This is a genomic window from Fructobacillus parabroussonetiae (assembly GCF_018437265.1).
Taxonomy (GTDB): domain Bacteria; phylum Bacillota; class Bacilli; order Lactobacillales; family Lactobacillaceae; genus Fructobacillus; species Fructobacillus parabroussonetiae.
Genome location: NZ_JAAMFL010000005.1, coordinates 40,766 through 62,755 on the forward strand (window position 1 = coordinate 40,766; position 21,990 = coordinate 62,755).

Sequence of the window (21,990 nt, forward strand, 5' to 3'; positions counted from 1 at the left end):
CTAAAGTTTATTAAAAATAAGCGAACGGCTTGTGAGTGGGTGTGGTATACTATTCCATAGATTTTTAGAGGTAAAGGAGACCGCTATGCTTGTACTAGTAGGACTTTTGGCCCTGGTTGTTGGGCTGGTTGGTGGATTCTTCTTGGCGCGCTTCACAATGAAGTCATACTTGGCCAAGAACCCACCAATCTCAGAAGAGATGATGAAGTCAATGATGATGTCGATGGGGCAAAAGCCATCACAGAAGAAGTTGAATCAAATGATGAGCCAAATGAAGGCCCAAAGCGCAAAGCGCTAAGCTGATTTTTGCTTTTTATAAAAGCCGACAAATTGTCGGCTTTTTCTTTTTCAATTAAAAAAGTCCCAGAAGATTTGATTGCTCTTCTGGGACTTTGACATTATTTTTGCTTTTTCGGATCGACATAGACCCAGTTTGGATCGATTTCAGTATCGAGTGCATGAAAAGCCGCCTCGATTTTTTCGTTGTATTGAGCGATCACTTCGTCCGTTAGTTTCACCTTTGGATCAATGACGATTGGTTCGCCAAAGTTCATGGTTACGCGATGACGTAAGAAGAGGTGGGAGAACTTAACGGGGCCTTGGTAAACGGCCGGTACAATCGGCTTCTTTGACAGTTTGGCAATCAAGATGGAACCTGACTTTAGCTTTTGTGAATGCCGTGAACCCGAAGGGAACATGATTAAGGAACGGTCGCCACTCTTCAATTCACTGACGGGCTTTCGAATCACATCGGCCCCAACGTTTTTACGGTCGACTGGAAAGGCGCCGAGGGAAACGATGAGCTTGCGTAAAAAGAAGTTTTTAAACAGTTCCTTTTTCGCCATGAAGATAAAACGTTTTGGATAGGCCGCCATGGCATACCAAACGGGATCCCACCACGTTCGGTGAGGGGCAACTAGAATGTAGTTGCCTTGTTTTGGTAGACGATTTTTGTGCAAATAATAGGTACGTCCGTTTATAATGGAAACCAAGGTCACAACGAAGACCCGGATAAAGCGATAAAGCATGAGCTTGTCCTTTCTTCTTCACTTAACTGTTTAATTTTACTATAAAAGGGGATAAAGGCAAATGACAGAGCCGAATATACACGAAGGCGAACGGTTGGATGGCTTACCTTCCCAAGAGGTGAAGGTGATTCAAAACCCCGATATGTTTGCTTACTCATTGGACGCCGTTCTCCTGGCCTATTTTGCCAACCCGAATAAAAAGGGCCGTGGTCGAACCGTTGATCTTGGTGCGGGAACTGGCGCTGTTGGTCTTTTCTATGCTAAAAAAGTCACGGGCAGCGTCACATTGGTCGAAATTCAAGAAGAATTGGCTGCGATGGCGAAGCGATCGGTGCGTTTAAATGGTCTGGAAGATCGCGTTTCCGTCATTCATGCCGATATGCAGGAAGTCTTTGACCAGATTAAGCCTGGTTCGGTGGATACGGTCCTATGTAATCCGCCGTATTTTCCAATTAAAGAAAAAACGAAGCAAAATGAAGACGAGCATTATCAAATTGCTCGGCATGAGGTGGCCATTGACTTGCCAAAGTTGGCCCAGACAGCCAATAAATTGTTGAAAAACAAAGGGAAGTTTTTCATGGTGCACCGGCCAGAACGGCTTGGTGATATTTTCGCCGCCCTGACGGATCGTGGACTTGAAATTAAGCACCTCCAATTCGTTTATGGAAAGGCCGACCGGGAAGCCAACATGGTCTTGGTTGAGGCGATTAAACAGGGCCGCTCCGGTGGTGTCCGCATCTTGCCACCAATTATTGCCTATACGGCTGATAACCAATATACCGAGCAGGTTCAAACTATCTTGTATGGTAAAGCGTGGACCTTGGATTAGGGAGAGTGAAGACGTGACGGATTCGTCTGCTAAAACTTATGACTTTTACGTGCTCTACACGGCCGATGGTTATTTTTATGGCGGTTATTCAGATGATGCGATTCGTCGTTTCCACGTGCATGAAGCGGGGAAAGGTGCGAAGTTCACCCGGGTTAAGTCCCGCCATCCCTTGCGGCTAATTTATTACGTGACTTTTGATAGTAAGCATGATGCGATGCACGCAGAGGCGACTTTTAAAGCGCTGTCACGAGTGCAAAAGGAAAGCTTTTTGATTGAACACGGCGTCCCGAAAACTGTCTGGGAAAAATAAAGAGAAAAGTTCGCACAAAATGCTTGAAAGACTGAGGGGCATCCTGTAAACTATTAATCGTTGTGTGAGCAACAAAAATACACACGGCCGAGGAGAACGCAGAGGTGCAGAAATGTTCATGCGAACCTTGAATCGGTCGGAGGATAACCTAGGAGGCCTATAATGGCAGTTATTACTATGAAAGAACTCCTCGAAGCAGGAGTTCACTTCGGACACCAAACACGTCGTTGGAACCCAAAGATGGCACCATACATCTTTACGGAACGTAACGGCATCCACATCATCGACTTGCAAAAGACGGTGAAGATGGTTGATGAAGCCTACAACTTTATGCGTAACGCATCAGCTGATGGCGCAAACATCTTGTTCGTTGGTACGAAGAAGCAAGCTTCTGACGCCATTGCTGAAGAAGCAACGCGCGCTGGTCAATTCTACATCAACCACCGTTGGTTGGGTGGAACGTTGACTAACTGGAACACGATCAAGACTCGTGTACAACGTTTGAAGGACTTGAAGAAGATGGCCGAAGATGGCACTTTCGATCGTCTTCCAAAGAAGGAAGTTGTTTTGTTGAAGAAGCAACAAGCCAAGTTGGAAAAGTTCTTGGGCGGAATCGAAGACATGCAGGACTTGCCTGACGTACTCTTCGTTGTTGACCCTAAGAAGGAAGAAATCGCCGTTAAGGAAGCCAACATGCTCAACATCCCTGTTGTGGCAATGATTGACACCAACGCCAACCCTGATGATGTTGACGTTAAGATTCCTGCTAACGATGATGCCATTCGTGCCATCCGTTTGATTACGGCAAAGATGGCAGACGCTGTGATCGAAGGCCGTCAAGGTCAAGATCAAGCAGCCGAAGATGCTTTCATCGAAGGTGACGAAAACACTGAATCAATCGAAGAAATCACTGAAATTGTTGAAAAGAACAACTAAGCGATTAATTATCTGATTTGCCGTTCCGGTGGACCTGCTTGGGACGCTGGCGCGGCATTTTTATTTGACTAAAAAGGAGCACACATTTATGGCTGTTACAGCAAAGATGGTAAAGGAATTACGTGACAAGACGTCTGTTGGAATGATGGACGCAAAGAAGGCATTGGTTGAAGCCGAAGGCGACATCCAAAAGGCCATCGACTTGTTGCGTGAAAAGGGAATGGCAAAGGCCGCTAAGAAGGGCGACCGTGTCGCTGCCGAAGGAATGACTTATGTCATGGAAGACGGTAACAAGGCTGCTATCATCGAATTGAACTCAGAAACGGATTTCGTTGCTGGAAACAAGGAATTTAACGACTTGTTGGCTGCTGTTACGAAGATCATTTTGAATGCTCAACCTGAAAACGTTGAAGCTGCTTTGGCATTGCCAGGCGAAGAAGGTCGTACCGTTAACGACATGATCATCAATGTTTCACAAATTACGGGTGAAAAGATCACGTTGCGTCGTTTCGAAACGATGGAAAAGAACGATGACCAAGTCTTTGGGGCATACTCCCACATGGGTGGTTCAATCTCTGCTTTGGCTTTGTTTGATGGTTCAAACGCTGCTGCAGCACGTGACATCGCGATGCACATTGCAGCCATTGCACCACAATACGTATCAGATGCTGACGTTCCGGCAGAAGTTGTTGCCAAGGAAAAGGAAGTTCAATTGGCTTCTGAAGACTTGAATGGTAAGCCTGACAACATCAAGGAAAAGATGGTTGAAGGTCGTATCAAGAAGTTCTTGGCAGAAATTTCATTGTTGGACCAACCATTTGTTAAGAATGGTGACCAAAAGGTTGAAGACTTTGCCAAGGAAAGCGGTTTGACGGTTAAGTCCTTCGTCCGTTACCAAGTTGGTGAAGGAATCGAAAAGCAACAAACAAACTTGGCTGATGAAGTTGCCAAGCAAATCGGTCAATAAGACCTATAAAAGTGTCCTTTTGGGCACTTTTTTTGCGGACGTAAACGAATTCCTTTGCTATAATGGATGGTAAGAAAAAAGGAGACACCATGACTGAAAAGAAATACAAACGTGTTTTGATGAAGTTATCTGGCGAAGCTTTAGCTGGTGCTAAAGGCCAGGGAATTGATTTGGAGACGGTTTCAACGATTGCCAACGAGATTAAGTCCGTTCACGACATGGGCACAGAGATTGCCATTGTCGTTGGTGGTGGAAACCTCTGGCGTGGCGAACCAGCTTCTAAGGTTGGAATGGAACGTTCTCGAGCTGACTACACAGGTATGTTGGGAACGACCATGAACGCCTTAGTTTTGCAGGATGCTTTGGAACGTGCAGGTGTTCAAACGCGTGTTCAAACAGCCATTACCATGCAACAAATCGCCGAACCCTACATTCGCGGGCGGGCAATTCGTCACCTTGAGAAGGGGCGGATTGTGATTTTTGCTGCCGGTATTGGGTCACCATACTTCTCAACCGATACAACGGCTGCGCTTCGTGCTAATGAAATTAACGCGGATGCGATCTTGATGGCAAAGAACGGTGTCGATGGTGTCTACGACGCTGATCCAAAGACAAACCCAGAGGCCAAGAAGTTTAGTCACTTGACGCATTTGGATATTATCCAAAAGGGCTTGAAGGTCATGGACGCAACGGCTTCAACCATGTCAATGGATAACAATATGCCACTGGTCGTCTTTAATTTGAACCAACCTGGCAACATTCAAAAAGTCATTGCCGGTGAAAACATCGGAACGACAGTTACAGGAGAAAAATAAACATGGCAATTGATTTTAACCAAGCAAGTGATAAGATGAAGGGCGCACAGGAGGCTCTTCGTCGCGAATTGGCCGAAATTCGAACAGGACGTGCTAACCCACGTATCTTGGATCGCGTTGAAGTGGAATACTACGGTGCCATGGTCCCTTTGAACCAAGTTGCTTCCATTTCTGTTCCGGAAGCTCGGATGCTTTTGATCACGCCTTTTGATAAAGGGGCTTTGGAAGCCATTGTGACGGCGATTAACGTGTCTGACTTGGGATTGAACCCTGCATCTGACGGCTCAATCGTTCGTTTAGCCATCCCACAGATGACAGAAGAACGTCGTAAGGAATTGGCCAAGGAAGTGAAGGCTGAAGCCGAAAAGTCCAAGGTTGCCGTTCGTAACGTACGTCGCGATGCAATGGACGCCATTAAGAAGGACAAGGACTTGACGGAAGATCAAGTGCATGATTCCGAAGATAAGATCCAAAAGTTAACGGATGATAACATCAAGGCAATTGATGAAATCGCCGCTGATAAGGAAAAAGAATTGTTGACGATTTAATTGTTCAAGGAACTGGTGTTAAGCCAGTTCTTTTTCATTATTTTGGTTTAATGTAAAAAATGTTATAATATCAATGTAACCCAAGGTGCTTGCTGATTATTATTCAATGATTAGCGCTTCTCAAACAAAGCACTTTGGGTTTTTCTATGTCTTTTTTCTTGCCTTTTTTCAGCGAAAATAGCATAATATGGTTAAGCAATCTTCGACTATGACCCGGCTTGGCAACCGGCGAGCCGTTGATGTCAACGAAAGTGTCAGGGCTTTGCTCTGGAAATCAGGTGGAACCGCGCGTAAGCGTCCTGATGTCAAAGAAATTTTGGCATTGGACCGTTTACCGCGGTTTTTTGTCTGAAAAGGAGGGACGATGGCAAAGCTCAAGTATAGCGTGCAGTCTGAGACGGTTTTAGTCTTGCAAGAAACGGGTCAAATCGGTGATACGATTGATTTAAAAGACGAGCAAAAAGTCGATAGCGATTCGCTTTCCAAAGCCGTTCAGGATAGCATTGAACAGCGCATCAAGGATGAAAAAGCGGCCTGGGAAAAGAGCCAGTCCGCATTAATTGATTCACAGGTTCAAAAGGAAAAAGAAGCCGCGAAGTTTTCGGTGGAGCAGGCGAAGCAGTCGGCAAAAGAGGATGCCCAAAAAGAACGGGATCGTTTACAAGAAGAATTGCTTCAGCTAAAGGCTGATTTGGCTGCGTCTAAGAAACAAAATGAATCAGAACAGGCCTTAGCACTGGAACGTCAAAAGGCTGAATTGTTAGCCAAGCAGCAGGTGGAAAAAGAAGCGGCTCGGCAAAAGGCTGAAGAGGAGAAGGCAAAGCTCCAACAGACACTTCAGGAAAGTAAAGAAGCAGCTTCTGAGCAATCGCAGTCCCTTGAACGTCAGCTGTTGGAATTAAAGAATCAGGTGAATAACCAAGAACGTGATCGTGAATTGGCGCTGTCAAAGACGAGATCAGATTATGAGGCTCAGTTAAAGGCTGCTCATGACCAAGTCGAGTTCTACAAGGACTTTAAGGCTCGGCAGTCGACAAAAGAGATTGGTGAATCACTGGAAGTCTACGCTCACCAGGAATTTGATAAGATCCGCCCATATGCCTTTCCAGATGCCTATTTCGAAAAGGACAACGAAGTATCAAAGGAAACGGGTTCAAAGGGTGACTTTATCTTTCGTGACTATGATGATGGGCTGGAATTCATCTCAATCATGTTCGATATGAAAAACGAAGCGGACACGACGGAGAAGAAACATAAAAACAGTGACTTTTTCAAAGAGCTTGATAAGGACCGCAAGGAAAAGGGGACCGAGTACGCGGTGCTCGTTTCACTGCTCGAAGCCGATAGTGACCTTTACAATACTGGGATTGTGCAAGTCCATGAATACGAAAAGATGTATGTGATTCGGCCGCAATTCTTCGTTCATTTTATCGGCTTACTTCGAAACGCTGCACTTGATTCGGTACAGTATAAGAAGCAGCTTCAAGAAGAACGAAACCAAAACATTGATATCACTAATTTTGAGGAAAACATCAATAGTTTTAAGGACAAGTTTGCGAAGAATTACCAGTCCTATTCAAAGAATTTCCAAGCAGCGATTGACGAGATTGATAAAGCGATTAAGCGGATGGAAGAGGTGAAGCGGAAGCTGACAACCTCAGAAAATCAATTGCGTCTGGCAAATAATAAATTGGACGATGTGTCGGTGAAAAAACTCACGCATGACAATCCAACGATGCAGGCCAAATTCGATGAATTGAAGAAGGAAAGAGATTGACAACATGATGACAGAAAAGAAGCTTTCATTACAGGAGATTATCCTGACTTTGCAAGAGTTTTGGGCTGAAAAAGGCGCCAACCTCATGCAAGCATACGACAACGAAGTCGGCGCGGGAACTCAAAGCCCTTACACGTTCTTGCGTGCTAACGGACCCGAACCGTGGGCTGCAGCCTACGTTCAACCATCCCGTCGACCAGCCGATGGTCGTTACGGAGACAACCCGAACCGTCTCTTTCAGCACCACCAATTCCAAGTCGTGATGAAACCATCACCCGACAACATTCAGGAGCTCTACCTGGCATCCCTGGAAGCATTGGGGATTAAGCCTTTGGAACACGACATTCGCTTCGTCGAAGATAACTGGGAAAACCCATCCATGGGTGCTGCCGGAATCGGTTGGGAAGTTTGGCTTGATGGAATGGAAGTCACGCAGTTCACTTACTTCCAGCAGGTTGGTGGAATCGAAGTTGATTCCGTTACTTCCGAAATCACTTATGGATTGGAACGACTGGCTTCTTACATTCAAGATGTGCCAACTGTATATGATCTCGAATGGGGCCATGGTGTTCTCTACGGGGATATCTTTAAAGAGCCAGAATACGAACACTCCAAGTACGCCTTTGAAGAATCGAACCAAGACATGTTGTTACGCCATTTCGACGACTACGAAGCCGAAGCGAAGCACAACCTTGAGCTGGGCTTGGTTCATCCAGCTTATGACTACATTTTGAAGTCATCGCACACCTTTAACCTCTTGGATGCACGGGGAACGGTTTCCGTCACTGAACGTGCCGGCTACTTGCACCGCATTCGTGCAATGGCTCGTCAGGTTTCCAAAGTCTTTATTGAGGAACGAGCAAAGCTTGGCTTCCCATTGTTGAAAGATGAAGCGTTACGGGACAAGTACCTGGGTGAAAAGGGAAAGTACGCAAAGAAGGAGGACCAAAACTAATGGCTGACTACATTTTAGAAATTGGATTGGAAGAAATGCCGGCTCATTTGGTAACGGCTTCTGAAAAACAACTGGTAAAGCGTGTAAAGGATTTCTTGGACGAACATCGTTTAGCTGTCCAAGAAATGAAGCCTTTCTCGACTCCTCGCCGTTTGGCTGTCGAGTTGGTCGGTTTGGCCGAAGGTTCAGAAGCTGTTTCTGAAATCAAGCGTGGCCCAGCCGTCGATCGTGCCAAGGACGAGGATGGCAACTGGACAAAAGCCGCCCAGGGATTTGCACGCGGTCAGGGAACAACGCCGGAAGAATTGACGGAAAAGGACGGCTACCTCTGGGCAGAAAAGCAAATCGCCGGGGTGCCAGCTGCAGAAATTCTGTCAAAGATCGGGTCAGAAGTTGTTGAACAAATGACTTTTACCACGTACATGAAGTGGGGAAACCACGCCTTCCATTACATCCGACCAATTCGTTGGATTGTGTCACTCTTGGATGACCAAGTCGTGCCATTTTCTGTACTGGACGTAAAGGCCGGTCAGACGACTCGTGGCCACCGCTTCCTATCAACAGAAGACGTGATAATCGCTTCGGCCAAGGATTATGAAAAGACCTTAAACGATGCCTTTGTCATGGTTGATGCCGCTAAGCGGAAGCAGACGATTGTCAATCAATTGGAAACGATTGCAAAGGACAACGACTGGAAACTTGATCTACAATCCGCCATGGCAAAAGATCTCTTGGAAGAGGTCAACAACATCGTCGAATGGCCGACGGCCTTTGCAGGAAACTTCGATGAGAAGTACCTGAAGCTGCCGAAGGAAGTATTAATTACGTCAATGCGCGATCACCAGCGCTTCTTCTTTGTGACCAACAAAGAAGGCGATCTCTTGCCACATTTCCTGTCCGTTCGTAATGGAAATGCCGATCACCTCGAAAACGTGGCTCGTGGAAATGAAAAAGTCCTCGTGGCTCGCTTGGAGGATGCGGCCTTCTTCTACAAGGAAGACCAGCAAAAGTCCATTAACGATTACATGGACCGTGTGAAGAAGCTTGTTTTCCACGAAAAGATTGGAACCGTTTACGAACACATGGAACGAGTGCAGGGCTTGTCTGCTGAATTGGCACAAGCACTGGGCCTGTCAAAAGAGGAAGAAGCCGACTTGGATCGTGCTTCACAAATTTACAAGTTTGATTTGATGACCGGAATGGTTGGTGAATTCGATGAACTACAAGGCGTGATGGGGGAGCACTACGCCAAGCTCTTTGGTGAAAAGGATGCCGTGGCCAAGGCCATTTACGAGCATTACTTGCCAACGTCAGCCGATGGCGTGGTTGCCCAAAGCAAGGTTGGTGCGGTTTTGGCCATCGCCGACAAGTTGGACTCGATTGTGACCTTCTTTGCCCACGACATGGCGCCATCTGGCGCCAACGACCCTTACGGTCTCCGTCGTGCCGCAACCGGTGTCGTTCGGACGCTGGAAGCATTTGATTGGCACCTTGATTTGCTGGCACTTCTGACGACTTTCAAAGAAAAGAACGGGGAAGTGACCGATGCCAACTTGAATCTCGTCATTGGCTTCTTAACGGACCGTGTTCGTAAGCAAGCCCTGGATGCTGGTATTCGAAAGGATATTGTGACGGCGGGAACGGCTAACGTGATCACCGGAGACTTTGTCTATGTCGCAGACCGGACCAAGGTTTTGTCTGCTCACGCGACGGATGCCGACTTCCGTGAAGTCATGGAATCACTGTCTCGTGTGGCCCGCCTAGCAAAGAAAGTGCCCGTCGACGCTCCGGTTCAGCCCGCGTTGTTGGCAAATGATCAGGAAAAAGCCTTGTATGAAGCAACTAAGAATCTTGATCTAAAGACGCTTGAAGCAGCTGGGGCCGAAAAGCTCTACCAGGCATTGGCTGCCTTGCAGGCGCCAATCGCTGACTACTTTGACAACACAATGGTCAACGATGACGATGAAACAGTTAAAAACAACCGTTACGCGCAACTCGGTGCGATTAACAAGCTAATCAACGGTCTCGGAAAGATCGAAGAAATCGTGATTAAGTAAGTGAATAAAAAAGTCGCTAGCTTTTGCTAGCGACTTTTTTTGTGTTCCGTTATGATGAAAGCGTAAATGAGCGAGTTATCTAATTGTTACACTCATTAAACTGGGCAATAAAAAATAACTATCTCCGCTTTGAGTGCCTGAGATAGTTATTAACACCAACTATTAAAGGTGCATCACCACTTTGTGGGTCTGCTAGAGGGGATGTGGTGCCCGCCGCATCCCTTTTCTTTGTGACTTTAGTATATTCTGAGGCGTTTTTTCTTGCAAGCAATCCGTGTATTTATGACAAATAAGCATAAATAAAAGCCCTATCTTTTATGATAGGGCTTTTGACTTTATCAATATCGCTTGAACCAGTTGACGATGTCTTCTATGCGTCGGACACGCAGGGATGGTTTGCCATTACGGGAGAGACCGTGGAAGGACTGTGGGTAGCGGATATAGTCACAGTCGGTTCCGGTGCGCTTAACGGCGGTGAAGAGGGCTTCACTTTGGCTGACAGGGCAGCGGCGGTCCTCTTCACCGTGTTGGATGCGAACTGGTGTATTGATTCGGTCGGCGTAGGCGATCGGCGACTTTTCCCAGTAGAGCTTGAAAGCTTTGTCTTTGTAAAGGTCAGCACCTAATTCGTGAGAGGTGAACGACACCCCAATGTCGGAGTTGTGGTAGAGGTTGAACCAATCGATGGCCGGGCGTTGAACAATGGCGGCCTGGAAGCGGTTAGTGTGGCCGATGATCCAAGTGGCGAGGAAACCACCGTATGAGCCACCTGCAACAAAGACTTTATCCGAATCGATGCCTTGGAAGTGGCTAAGGGCATAGTCCAGACCAGCCATCACATCGGCATAGTCGTTTTCCCCGTAGTGACCAAGCACGTCTTTGGCAAAGTCCTCCCCGTAAGACGTTGAACCACGCGGATTAACGTAGAGGACGTGGAAGCCTTCACTAGCCAATGCCTGGTACTCTTGGAAGAAGCTGTTGGCAAAGGCGGCATGAGGCCCCCCGTGGATGTAAAGAATGATTGGCGCTTTGTCAGCTTCGGTCTGTGCCTTGGTGAACCAGCCCTGAATCTCGGTTTTGCCATCCGTTGTGGGATAGTAGAAGGATTCGGTCGAGGCGTAGTCATGGCTCTCTTCGTATTGGGCGTTTGGGTTGTACAGGACTTGCTCGTCGCCCGTTTCAAGATTGAGTTCGTGCAACTCTGCTGCCTTTTCAGCCGTGGAGTGAACGAAGATAACCGTTTTTTCATTCTTCATGGCAAAGTCGATAATATTGCGGGCCGCTTCGTGGACCTTTTTTGTCGTCTGGGTCTTGGCATCGTAAAGATAGAACTGGCTGTTTCCCTTATGAATAGCCGTGTAGATGTAAGTGTTCTTATTGATCCAATAGCCTGAAACGTGGGCGGGTTGCTGGGTCCAGTCTTCGGCGATCGAATTCCCATAACCAATGTTGATTTGATCATCTTGGACGGGCTTGCTGAGTTCCTTGCTGGCAAAGTCGTAGCGATAGACTTGGTTAATGGTTGCCGAATAGGCGTGATAGTCAGAACCGATAAGGACCATCTGTTGACCATCCGGTGAGAAGCTGGCATCAGTGAAAATACCTTCGGGAATGGAGACTGTGATATAAGATGTTTCCTCTGATTTTGTATCGTAAATGAAGACTGCCTGGGTATCGTCGAATTGTTCGGTCCAATCGGGATGGGCAGGGGCCAGGTAGGCGAATGACGTATTGTCGCTTGCGACGTCTTGCAAATGAAAATCGTGGTTGAAACTCTTTAGGATTTCCTGCTTGCCCGTCTGGATGTCATAGCTTGCTAGTTCGTAGACATTTTCAGTCGGCAGCCAGCCGATACCGTCTGCTTTGTTTTGCACCTGAGTCAGGTGACGAGGGGTGAGTGCTTCATCAGCGGCCTCTTCTGGGGATGGACTTTGGCAGACTTTGAAAAAGAGGGTTGTTTGGTCTGGGCTAAAGTGCATCTCGTCAACAGAACCGTTCCCTGAAGTGAGGGCCTGAGCGGAACCGCCATCGACTGGCATGGCCATTAACTGGTAGTGCCCCTTTTCGTCTTTGTGCCGGTAGTAAAGGGTGTTGCCAGCAACGATTGGCTGGACGTTCATTCCGCCATTGGTGTAGGGACGGGCTGTGCCGTCTGCCTTAATGGCAACGATGTCGGCTTGATAGTCGTTTTTGCCTTCGTCCATTCGGTTTTCGACGACAAAGGTGCGGCCCATTGTGGCAAAGGGCTGACTCAAGCTTTTTAGTTGGTAAAGATCCTTTATTTGAATTCCTGGCATTTGACGGCGGCCTCCTTCTCTTGTCTTCTTTTGCTAAGTATAACAAAGAAAGGGCTTTTATGTGAAAATGATGAGAAAAAGAAGGAGGCGCTCTTTTCTATGAAAGGCGACTGGCTTTTTCTTTAATAAACGACCATTAAAGCGGGTGAATTGCGGGAGTGAGCGAAATCGCTGGCTTTCTTTCACTGCCTTTTTCGTGTAAAATAGAGGGGACTAAATAACGATAAAAAAGCAGGTAAAGATGGCTGATTTTACAATTGACCAATTAAAAGAACGACAAAAGCGGATTCGCAATTTTTCCATTGTGGCTCATATTGATCACGGGAAATCGACGATTGCTGACCGCATCTTGGAGCAAACCAAAACCGTTGCCGAACGAGACATGCAGAGCCAACTGCTCGATACCATGGACTTGGAACGGGAACGTGGCATCACGATTAAGCTGAACGCCGTTGAAGTGAACTATCAGGCAAATGACGGGGAAGAGTATATCTTCCATCTGATTGATACGCCGGGACACGTTGACTTTTCCTATGAAGTGTCACGGTCCTTGGCTGCTGCGGAAGGAGCGATTCTGGTTGTTGATGCTGCGCAGGGTGTTGAAGCGCAGACTTTGGCCAACGTCTATTTGGCCATTGATAACGATTTGGAAATTCTGCCAGTCTTGAACAAGATTGATTTGCCTTCGGCGGATGTGCCCAAGGTAAAAAAGGAAATCGAGGATATGATTGGCTTAGATGCCGAAGACGCCGTGCTCGTTTCTGCAAAAAAGGGAATTGGTATTCCAGAATTGCTCGAGCGGATCGTGTCCGACTTTCCAGCGCCGGATGGTGATTTGGAAGCGCCATTGCGTGCTTTGATCTTTGATTCCCAATACGACCCCTATCGTGGGGTTGTGGTGAACATCCGTGTTCGTGAAGGTTTCGTTAAGCCCGGTGATAAAGTTCGTATGATGAACACGGGCGCCGAATACGAAGTGACCGAGGTCGGTGTGATGTCACCGGATGCTCAGAAACGTGATTATCTGATGGCGGGGGATGTTGGTTACCTGACTGCTGCCATTAAGGATATTTCGACCACTCATTCTGGTGATACAGTGACTTTGGTGAACAATCCCGCCGACGAACCATTGCCAGGGTATAAGCCCATGACGCCAATGGTTTATTCCGGTTTGTACCCGGCTGATAACGCCAAGTACGGTGATTTGCGTGAGGCGTTAGAAAAGCTGCAACTCAACGATGCTGCTCTGACTTTTGAACCGGAAACTTCGCAGGCCTTGGGCTTTGGTTTCCGTGTTGGGTTCTTGGGTCTTTTGCACATGGATGTGATTCAGGAACGGTTGGAGCGCGAATTTGACCTTGACCTTGTGACAACGGCACCGTCCGTTACCTACGAGGTGGAGACGGTTGATGGCGAAACGCTGATGATTGAAAACCCATCGGAATTGCCGGAGCCACAAAACATTAAGCAAATTCAAGAACCATACGTGCATGCCCAGTTGATGGTGCCTGAAGAATACGTTGGGGCGGTCATGGAACTGGCGCAGCGGAAGCGTGGCGAATTCGACACGATGGAGTATCTGGATGATAACCGAGTCAATGTGAAGTATTACTTACCATTGTCTGAAATTATTTTTAATTTCTTCGATCGTCTCAAGTCGTCAACGCGTGGCTTCGCCTCCCTGGATTACGAGCTGTCTGGCTATCGCTCAGAAGATTTGGTCAAGATTGATATTCTTTTAAATGGCGAACGAGTGGATGCCTTGTCCTTCATCGTTCACAAGGACTTTGCCGCAGAACGTGGTCGAATTATTACAGCAAAGCTGAAAGAAATCATTCCACGACAAAACTTCGAGATTCCGGTTCAAGCTGCCATTGGTAACAAGATTCTAGCCCGAACGAACATTAAGGCCTACCGAAAGGACGTGACCTCAAAGATTCATACGGGTGATCCGGATCGTCGTGCCAAGCTTTTGGATAAGCAAAAGCGTGGAAAGGCTCGAATGAAAGCGGTTGGAACGGTGACCGTGCCACAAGAAGCCTTCATGGCCGTCTTGCGGACAGAAGATGATGAAAAGTACGCTCGTGGTAATTAAGAATCTCTTTTTTCTCGATTTGCTCAACTGAGCGGAATTGACGGGGAATCATTGAAAAAGCATGGTCACTGGGTTAGAATGAAGCTAATCAATGACAACCCTCAAAAGGAGGAGATATGGCTTTTAAATCAGTGATGGAATCAATTTCAGACCACTTTCGTCCAAAGATGGATGCGGTCGGTGTGACACACAATGGACCATTAACGGCAGACGATGCCTTTATCGAACGGTCGGTCAATCAGCCACAACCAAAACCGGATGAACTATTGGTTCAGGTTTTGGCCTCCTCGGTTAACCCGGTCGACGTAAAAATGCGTTCGGGCTACCAGGATAAGGGTGTTTTTCGGATCTTTGGCTTGGATGTCGTTGGGCGCGTGTATGCGGTCGGTGCTGCTGTCAAGGACTTTGCCGTGGGCGACCGCGTCTATTATGTTGGCAAACAGCACCATCCAGGTGCTGATGCTGCCTATCAGGTGATCAATGCCAAGATGGTAGCCAAGGCTCCTGAAAAGTTAGATGATGTATCGGTTGCGGCCATGCCACTGACTTCGGTAACGGCTTATGACATTTTGCACCACGGCTTGCATTTGCCGGTTGAAAAGGACGCGGCTAAGGGTCAGAACCTTCTGGTCATTAATGGTGCTGGCGGTGTCGGCTCTGTCTTAATTCAGTTGGCCAAGTACATGGGGATGACCGTGATTGCCACGGCTGGAACGACGGACTCGAAGGAATGGGTTCGCCAGCTTGGCGCTGACTTGGTGTTGGACTATCATCAGAACCTGGATCGCCAATTAAACGATTCGGGCTATGAAACCGTCGATGCCATCGCTAACTTGCAAGACACAACGGATTATTGGGACTTTATGGTTCGGGTAATTCGACCTTATGGGGAAATTGCGGCCATTGTTGATACAACGCTACCGGTTGATTTAGGAGCGTTGAAGAGTAAGTCCGCTTCCTTCTCATGGATTTTCATGCTTGCCCGTGGTAATTACAATGTGGACTTGGAAGAACAAGGGCAAATCTTGAAAAAGATGGCTGAGCTCTTGGATAAGGGTATTGTTCGTTCCACGGTTACCAAGGTCTACCACGGCTTGTCCGCCTATAGTATTCGCTCGGCTTTTCAGGATGTGGCTGGGCACCATGCCATTGGCAAAGTCGTCGTGGACTTTGCCCCAAACATCAAAGCGGCCAATGAAATTGGTCGTGGCCTCAGTGAAAGTGCTGACCAGCAGTCGAATTTCTCTGATGGGCCAGACAACGTTCAGGAAAAGGACGGTCAGGCTGAAAAGACTGGTAAGTCCAAGTTGAATGATGAAAACGCAACGACTCGTTATTAAATTGAAAACGAAGCCGGGGGCCGGTTGGTTCCCGGCTTTTAATTAAAAAGGATTTTTCTGATGACAAAGTATCAACAAATCAGCTGGCAGGTACCGGCTGAATTACAGGACCTGGTGGTATCGGTTTTGATTGACCTTGGCGCCGATGGCGTGCAGCAGGGTGATGACCAGCTGACCATTTATGAAGATCAAGGAAAAGACGGCTGGCAAGAACGAATCCAAAGTTACCAGGTTGGTCTACAACTATTAGCTGATCAGGGCCTAGCGCTTTCTGCTGAGCCTGTTGATAATCGTGATTTAGCTTCGGATCAATTTGAAAACGAATGGAAAAATTACTACCATGCTAGCCGCGTGACCAATCGCTTTACCGTTGTTCCGGCCTGGGAGGATTATCAGAAGCAACAAGACGGTGAACAACTCATCGTCATGGACCCTGATCAGGCTTTTGGAACGGGTACCCATCCGACAACGTCATTGATGCTTCAAGCACTTGAAATCGTCGTTCGAGGTGGCGAGAAGACGATTGATGTCGGAACCGGTTCGGGCGTTTTGGCCGTGGCGGCCAAACACCTTGGCGTTGGCGAATTACTGGCGACAGACATTGATGATGCGGCTGTGAAGACGGCAGAAGAAAACCTCGCCTTGAATCCGGTGGCAAAGGACGTGACCGTTTTAGCTTCTGATTTAATGCAGGACGTTCCAAGCGATTTTGTTCATTCTGGTGTGGATTTGGTTTTAGCCAATATCTTAGCGGACGTGATTGAGTCCTTGATTCCACAAGTTCGTCAAGTATTAAAGGCAGGCGGCCACTTCTTGGTGTCTGGTATTTATGATGATGTGGCAGCGACAATCGAACAAGCCTTGCTCGCCCATGACTTTGTCATTGAACAGAAGATGCAGTCGGGGACCTGGCACGCTTATTGCTGCCGCTTGATTGATGAAAAGGATTAGGAGGCTTTCATGCATCGTTATTTTTTAGATAAAGCAATTGAAGGCCGTCTGGTTCTAACGTCTGAGCAACCGGTTTACCATCATTTGGTGCGCGTTCGCCGTGCCAAAGTCGGCAGTCAAGCCGAATTTGTCGATCCCAGTCAGCGTTTGGTTGTCGGCAAGCTGCTGGACCTGAATGCTGATCAAGCGGTGATTGAAGTCCAAGAGGAGCTCGAACAAAAAGTCGAGCTCCCCGTACAAGTGACGGTGATTGTGTCACCGGTTAAAAACGACCGAACGGATTGGTTCATTCAAAAAGCAACGGAGTTAGGGGTTGACCGGATTGTGCTAACAAAGATGGCGCGAACCGTTGTTGACTGGGGCAAGCAAGAAGCAAAGAAGATTGCCCGCTTTGAAAAAATCGCCCTCAATGCTGCCGAGCAGTCCCACCGTTTAAAAGTCCCAGAAATTATCATGGAAGACTATGCAACCGCTCTAACGGAAGAAAAGGATCAGGGATTGGTCGCCTGGGAAGAATCGGCGAAAGAAGGGGAACAGGCACAATTGTTGAAAACGGCTAAGCGTCTGGCTGATGGGCAACGGTTGGCCATCCTCTTTGGCCCCGAAGGGGGCTTGTCGGCAACGGAAATTAAGCAATTAGAAGAACACGGCTTTCGACCAGCCGGCCTGGGCCCACGCATTCTCCGAGCCGAAACGGCGCCCCTATATGCTTTGGCTGCCCTATCGACTGTTTGGGACTTGGAAGAAGGGCGCTGATTCGCCTCTAATGTGCTTGCCGACTTTGTCAAAAGAAACTATAATAGTAAGATAATAAAACGAAAAAACGGGGAAGACCGATGTTGCAAGCAGTAATGAACGGATTGAAGAAAAGCCTGACGAAGTGGCTATTAACGATGGCAATCGTCACTTTGTTGTTGCCTTACTTGGCATCGGTCTATAACTTGTCAACCTTGAGTAAGGTGCTTGTGTTGTACTTTTTCTTGAATGGTGGGTTTGCCTTAGCCTTCGGCTACGCCATTCGTAAAAAGGGCTTTCACTTCTATTACGTTTTCTTGCAACCTTTAGTCTTTGCTCTTCTATCCAACTGGTTCTTTAGCCTGGTGAACGAGACCTATGGTTATTACCTTGCCTTTTTGTACCTCGTTTTGACCTTCTTTACTTATCTGGCCAATACAACAAACGATCCTGACGAAAACGAACTACCCGTTGATGGTGGTTACCAGGATGTCTAAGTGAATCGATCAAGAAAAAACGCCCAATTTTGGGCGTTTTTCTGTTAGACTGTTATAAGGTAAAACGCGTATTTTAATGAAAACGGAGGGAAACACCGTGATTACTGTTTCAGACATGACTTTTTCTTTTTCTGGTAAGAAACTCTACCAGGATGTGAACCTAAAATTGATTCCCGGTCACACATACGGGATTATCGGTGCAAACGGCGCTGGAAAATCGACGTTTTTGAAGTTGCTCCAAGGCGAATTAGAGCCAACAGAAGGGAGCATTAACATTTCGTCAGGTGCTCGAATGTCTTCCTTGCAACAGGACCACTTCGCCTTTGACGATTCCACTGTGATGGATACAGTGATTCAAGGTCACAAGCGCCTTTACGAAGTAAAGACGGAGATGGATGCCATCTATGCCAAGCCCGATTTCTCAGATGAGGATGGTGTGCGCGTTGGGGACCTTTCGGCCGAATTCGAAGAACTCGATGGCTGGAACGCTGAGGCGGAAGCGGCACAGTTGTTGACGAAGCTAGGCATTGACGAATCCATGCATTACACCATGATGGGGGAGTTGACGGAAAACGATAAGGTGAAGGTTCTATTGGCCCAAGCGCTCTTTGGTAATCCTGACATCTTGGTCTTGGATGAGCCAACGAACGGTTTGGATGTTCAAACGATTTCTTGGTTGGAAGACTTTTTGGCTGACTTTGAAAACCTCGTGATTGTTGTTTCCCACGATCGTCACTTCTTAAACGTTGTGTCGACGAACATCTTGGACGTGGACTACGGTAAGATTACGCCATTCGTTGGAAACTACGACTTTTGGCGCGAATCCGCTGAATTGGCGCAACGACTCGCTTCGCAACAAAACGCCAAGAAGGAAGAGCAGATTAAGCAGTTGCAAGAATTCGTTGCTCGCTTCTCTGCCAACGCTTCGAAGTCCAAACAAGCAACGGCCCGTAAAAAGCAATTAGATAAGATCACACTTGATGATATCAAGCCTTCATCACGTAAGTACCCTTATATTTCCTTCCCAATCAACCGTGAAATGGGGAACGACTTGGTCAAAGTCGAAGGCATTTCAAAGTCCATCGATGGCGAAAAAGTCCTGGATAACATTACCTTTACTGGTCGTCCTGGTGACAAGATTGCCATTCTTTCCCGTTCTGATTTGGCTACGACGACTTTGATGCAAATCTTAGCCGGTACAATGGAGCCGGATGAAGGAAGCATTACCTGGGGTGTTACCACCTCACAGTCATACTTGGCAAAGAATTTGAACGACAACTTTGATGATCAAGAAATGGTCATCTTGGACTGGTTGCGTGACTTTGCAGAAGAAGAGCAAAAGGATAACACGTCCTTGCGTGGTATGCTTGGTCAGATGCTCTTTAAGGGTGACGACGCCTTGAAGCAAATTAAGGTGCTTTCCGGTGGTGAAAAGGTCCGAATCGTTTTGGCAAAGATGATGCTCTTAAAGGCCAATGTCTTGTTGCTGGATGATCCAACCAACCACTTGGATTTGGAGTCCATTCAATCCCTCAACGAAGCCGTCACGGCCTTTAAGGGTTCTGTGATCATGACTTCGCACGATCACGAGTTCTTGGAAACGACGGCCAACCACATTGTTGAAGTGTCAAATAAGGGCGTTGTGGATCGTTTGGATACGACTTATGATGAATTCATTACGTCGGATGCCATTCAAGCAAAGGTCAAAGCATTGTATGATTAAGTAAGTTAAAAGCGCGTTGAGCGCTTTTTTACATGGCAGGGTAAGGAGAGCAAAATGTCTGTTGGAATTGAAGAGATGGCCTTTTATACGCCAGCGTTGTCATTAGACATGGTGGATTTGGCCAAGGCTCGTCATGAAGAGCCCGACAAATACACGATTGGGATTGGACAGACCACCCAATCCGTTCAACCCAATTATGAAGATGTGGTGACAATGGGCGTGAATGCGGCCATGACTTTTATCGACCGGGTGGATCGTGAAGCAATCGAGATGCTGCTTTTTGCCACCGAATCTTCGGTCGACAATTCAAAGTCAGGGGCGATCTTTGCAAAGAATTTTCTTGGCTTAAAGGATGCCATTCGAGCGATTGAAATGAAGCAGGCCTGCTATGCTGGAACCTTTGCACTGATGCAGGCCAAGGACTTTGTCACGCTTCATCCTGATAAAAAAGTCCTGGTGATTGCCTCAGATATTGCCCGCTATGGATTAAAGACCCCAGGGGAAGTGACCCAGGGAGCCGGCGCAGTGGCCATGTTGATTTCGGCGGATCCAAAGATCGCCACGATTAACGATGATACGGTTTACATGACAGTGGATGAACCTGACTTCTGGCGACCAATTGATTCCGACATTGCCTTAGTTGATGGCCATCAATCCACCGATGTTTATAAGGACATGTTCTTAAAGCTGTGGACACGCTACCAAGCAGCTAGTGGCCTGGCCTTGTCTGATTTCGATGGCTGGGCCTTTCACATGCCCTATACAAAGATGGCTAAGAAGGCCCTTGATCAAATCTTGCCTGAAGTCGATGAAGAAAAACAACGTTTGTTCAAAGAGCGCTTAGCGGATGCCCAGTACTATAACCGGCATGTTGGAAATCTTTACACTGGATCGCTCTACTTATCACTGTTGTCCCTCTTAGGCCGTGCTGACGGCTTAGCGGCAGGGAACCGAATTGGACTCTTTTCCTTTGGCTCTGGTGCCGAGGTTGAATTGTTTTCAATCACGCTAACCGATGGCTTTCAAGAGGTGATTGACGATCAGGGACTCCGAGAACGCTTAGCAGCACGACGGTCGCTTTCAATGGCTGAATACGAGGCGGTTTTCCGAGATCAACGCTTTGATTCAAAGGATGAGCAGCCAACCGATGCACCAGAGGCAACGAATAATTGCCAGTTTATCGGATGGAAAGGGCAGTATCGCCAATATCGAATCGCAAACAAATAAAAAATTGAAAAGCCTTGGCAATCAATGCCAGGGCTTTTTTATGTCAAAAATGTTAACAAAGTCATCCCCAAGTCATTCTTTTTTGTTAAACTAGTTTCAAGACAAAATGAAGGAGTTTATCATGGCAAAACGAGTTTACCTGGCAGGACCTTTCTTTTCTGAAACGCAGATTGCCCAAGTGGAACGCTTGGAAAAGGTGCTAGCTGATCACCCACAAATCGGTGATGTTTTCTCACCCCGAAAGCACCAGCACGAGGAATACGAAATGTTTTCGCCCGAGTGGCAAAAAGTCACTTTCGCCTCAGATGTTCAAGCCATTGACGATGCCGATGTCATCGTGGCTTTGTCGGACTTTGACGGTGCTGATACGGATTCGGGGACGGCCTGGGAACTCGGGTACGCCTATGCCAAGCAAATACCAGTGTTGACGATCAAAGAGGATACGGAAACCTTGAATCTCATGCTGGCTAAGTCTTTGACGGCTTATCTGCACAAGGTAGAAGACGTGGCGGACTACGACTTTGATAAAATGACCGAAACGGATTACGACGGACCGGTCATCTAAGGGTTAATTGTCAGAAAGCCAATCAGGCTTTCCATTAAAAAAGGATTGGAAACGATTATGAAAGCAGTTGTTACAGTTGTTGGGCAGGACAAGACGGGAATCGTTGCTGGCATTGCAACGGAATTGGCCGCGCATGAAGTGAACATCTTAGACTTGTCACAAACGATCATGTCATCGACTTTTACGATGTCCATGTTGGTTGCCATTAGTGGAGAGGATTCCTTTAACGAAATTCATGCGGCGTTGAAGGAAAAGGGCGCTTCAATGGGCGTCTCTGTCCATGTTCAGCGCGAAGAAATCTTCGACACCATGGCCCACGTTTAAGGCACCACAAAGTA

Annotated in this window: 21 protein-coding genes; 19 read left to right on the forward strand and 2 right to left on the reverse strand. The window is 47.2% G+C overall.

The features are described 5' to 3' along the window. Positions 1–85 precede the first annotated feature (85 nt). Positions 86–298, forward strand: a complete 213-nt coding sequence (locus tag G6R30_RS03030) for a YneF family protein (RefSeq protein ID WP_213821334.1) — start codon at positions 86–88, stop codon at positions 296–298. Positions 299–398: 100 nt separating this feature from the next. Here the strand turns inward: G6R30_RS03030 and G6R30_RS03035 are convergent, their stop codons facing one another. After that, positions 399–1,028: a lysophospholipid acyltransferase family protein gene (locus G6R30_RS03035; RefSeq protein ID WP_213821336.1), complete on the reverse strand. Its 630-nt coding sequence runs from the start codon at positions 1,026–1,028 to the stop codon at positions 399–401. A gap of 61 nt (positions 1,029–1,089) precedes the next feature. On the opposite strand from G6R30_RS03035, the gene G6R30_RS03040 reads away from it, so the two are divergent. The 9 genes from G6R30_RS03040 to glyS all read left to right on the forward strand — a co-directional run bounded on the left by G6R30_RS03040 (position 1,090) and on the right by glyS (position 10,222). After that, positions 1,090–1,857, forward strand: coding sequence for a tRNA1(Val) (adenine(37)-N6)-methyltransferase (locus G6R30_RS03040; RefSeq protein WP_213821338.1), 768 nt, complete (start codon positions 1,090–1,092; stop codon positions 1,855–1,857). Further along, positions 1,832–2,167 (forward strand): GIY-YIG nuclease family protein, encoded by a 336-nt coding sequence (locus tag G6R30_RS03045; protein ID WP_213821339.1) that lies wholly within the window; start codon positions 1,832–1,834, stop codon positions 2,165–2,167. Before G6R30_RS03040 ends, G6R30_RS03045 begins: the two co-directional genes overlap by 26 nt. A gap of 162 nt (positions 2,168–2,329) precedes the next feature. After that, positions 2,330–3,103, forward strand: coding sequence for a 30S ribosomal protein S2 (rpsB, locus tag G6R30_RS03050; RefSeq protein WP_213821340.1), 774 nt, complete (start codon positions 2,330–2,332; stop codon positions 3,101–3,103). A gap of 88 nt (positions 3,104–3,191) precedes the next feature. Continuing rightward, positions 3,192–4,070 carry a translation elongation factor Ts gene (gene tsf / locus G6R30_RS03055; protein WP_213821341.1) on the forward strand — a complete coding sequence of 293 codons (879 nt, stop codon included), beginning with the start codon at positions 3,192–3,194 and terminating at the stop codon, positions 4,068–4,070. An 89-nt stretch (positions 4,071–4,159) separates the two neighbouring features. Beyond that, the gene (pyrH, locus tag G6R30_RS03060) at positions 4,160–4,885 is read left to right on the forward strand and encodes a UMP kinase (protein WP_213821342.1); all 726 of its coding nucleotides are present in this window, start codon (positions 4,160–4,162) and stop codon (positions 4,883–4,885) included. Between the two features lie 2 nt (positions 4,886–4,887). After that, on the forward strand, positions 4,888–5,433 hold the full coding sequence (gene frr, locus G6R30_RS03065; RefSeq protein WP_213821343.1) for a ribosome recycling factor: 546 nt from the start codon (positions 4,888–4,890) through the stop codon (positions 5,431–5,433). 364 nt (positions 5,434–5,797) lie between these two features. After that, positions 5,798–7,210 (forward strand): DUF2130 domain-containing protein, encoded by a 1,413-nt coding sequence (locus G6R30_RS03070; protein ID WP_213821345.1) that lies wholly within the window; start codon positions 5,798–5,800, stop codon positions 7,208–7,210. A 7-nt stretch (positions 7,211–7,217) separates the two neighbouring features. Then, entirely contained in the window at positions 7,218–8,165 is a 948-nt protein-coding gene (glyQ, locus tag G6R30_RS03075) for a glycine--tRNA ligase subunit alpha (protein WP_213821537.1), read from the forward strand. Continuing rightward, positions 8,165–10,222, forward strand: a complete 2,058-nt coding sequence (gene glyS / locus G6R30_RS03080; RefSeq protein ID WP_213821347.1) for a glycine--tRNA ligase subunit beta — start codon at positions 8,165–8,167, stop codon at positions 10,220–10,222. The genes glyQ and glyS overlap by 1 nt, the downstream gene beginning before the upstream one ends. A gap of 338 nt (positions 10,223–10,560) precedes the next feature. Here the strand turns inward: glyS and G6R30_RS03085 are convergent, their stop codons facing one another. Further along, a complete protein-coding gene (locus G6R30_RS03085; RefSeq protein ID WP_213821349.1) occupies positions 10,561–12,519 on the reverse strand; it encodes a S9 family peptidase in 1,959 nt (652 codons plus the stop codon). 241 nt (positions 12,520–12,760) lie between these two features. On the opposite strand from G6R30_RS03085, the gene lepA reads away from it, so the two are divergent. From lepA to G6R30_RS03130, 9 genes are all read left to right on the forward strand, one after another. Next, positions 12,761–14,614, forward strand: coding sequence for a translation elongation factor 4 (gene lepA / locus G6R30_RS03090; RefSeq protein ID WP_213821351.1), 1,854 nt, complete (start codon positions 12,761–12,763; stop codon positions 14,612–14,614). Positions 14,615–14,730: 116 nt separating this feature from the next. Next, the gene (locus G6R30_RS03095) at positions 14,731–15,954 is read left to right on the forward strand and encodes a zinc-binding alcohol dehydrogenase family protein (RefSeq protein WP_213821365.1); all 1,224 of its coding nucleotides are present in this window, start codon (positions 14,731–14,733) and stop codon (positions 15,952–15,954) included. 60 nt (positions 15,955–16,014) lie between these two features. Next, positions 16,015–16,905, forward strand: coding sequence for a 50S ribosomal protein L11 methyltransferase (prmA, locus tag G6R30_RS03100; RefSeq protein WP_213821366.1), 891 nt, complete (start codon positions 16,015–16,017; stop codon positions 16,903–16,905). Between the two features lie 9 nt (positions 16,906–16,914). Continuing rightward, positions 16,915–17,661, forward strand: coding sequence for an RsmE family RNA methyltransferase (locus tag G6R30_RS03105; protein WP_213821368.1), 747 nt, complete (start codon positions 16,915–16,917; stop codon positions 17,659–17,661). Positions 17,662–17,741: 80 nt separating this feature from the next. Then, positions 17,742–18,137 carry a hypothetical protein gene (locus G6R30_RS03110; RefSeq protein ID WP_213821370.1) on the forward strand — a complete coding sequence of 132 codons (396 nt, stop codon included), beginning with the start codon at positions 17,742–17,744 and terminating at the stop codon, positions 18,135–18,137. Positions 18,138–18,234: 97 nt separating this feature from the next. After that, positions 18,235–19,860, forward strand: coding sequence for an ABC-F family ATP-binding cassette domain-containing protein (locus G6R30_RS03115; protein ID WP_213821539.1), 1,626 nt, complete (start codon positions 18,235–18,237; stop codon positions 19,858–19,860). Between the two features lie 54 nt (positions 19,861–19,914). Then, the gene (locus G6R30_RS03120) at positions 19,915–21,087 is read left to right on the forward strand and encodes a hydroxymethylglutaryl-CoA synthase (protein WP_213821372.1); all 1,173 of its coding nucleotides are present in this window, start codon (positions 19,915–19,917) and stop codon (positions 21,085–21,087) included. Between the two features lie 121 nt (positions 21,088–21,208). Next, positions 21,209–21,652, forward strand: coding sequence for a nucleoside 2-deoxyribosyltransferase (locus tag G6R30_RS03125; protein ID WP_213821374.1), 444 nt, complete (start codon positions 21,209–21,211; stop codon positions 21,650–21,652). Positions 21,653–21,709: 57 nt separating this feature from the next. Further along, complete coding sequence (locus G6R30_RS03130) at positions 21,710–21,976, forward strand: ACT domain-containing protein (RefSeq protein WP_213821376.1); 267 nt, start codon at positions 21,710–21,712, stop codon at positions 21,974–21,976. Positions 21,977–21,990 lie beyond the last annotated feature (14 nt).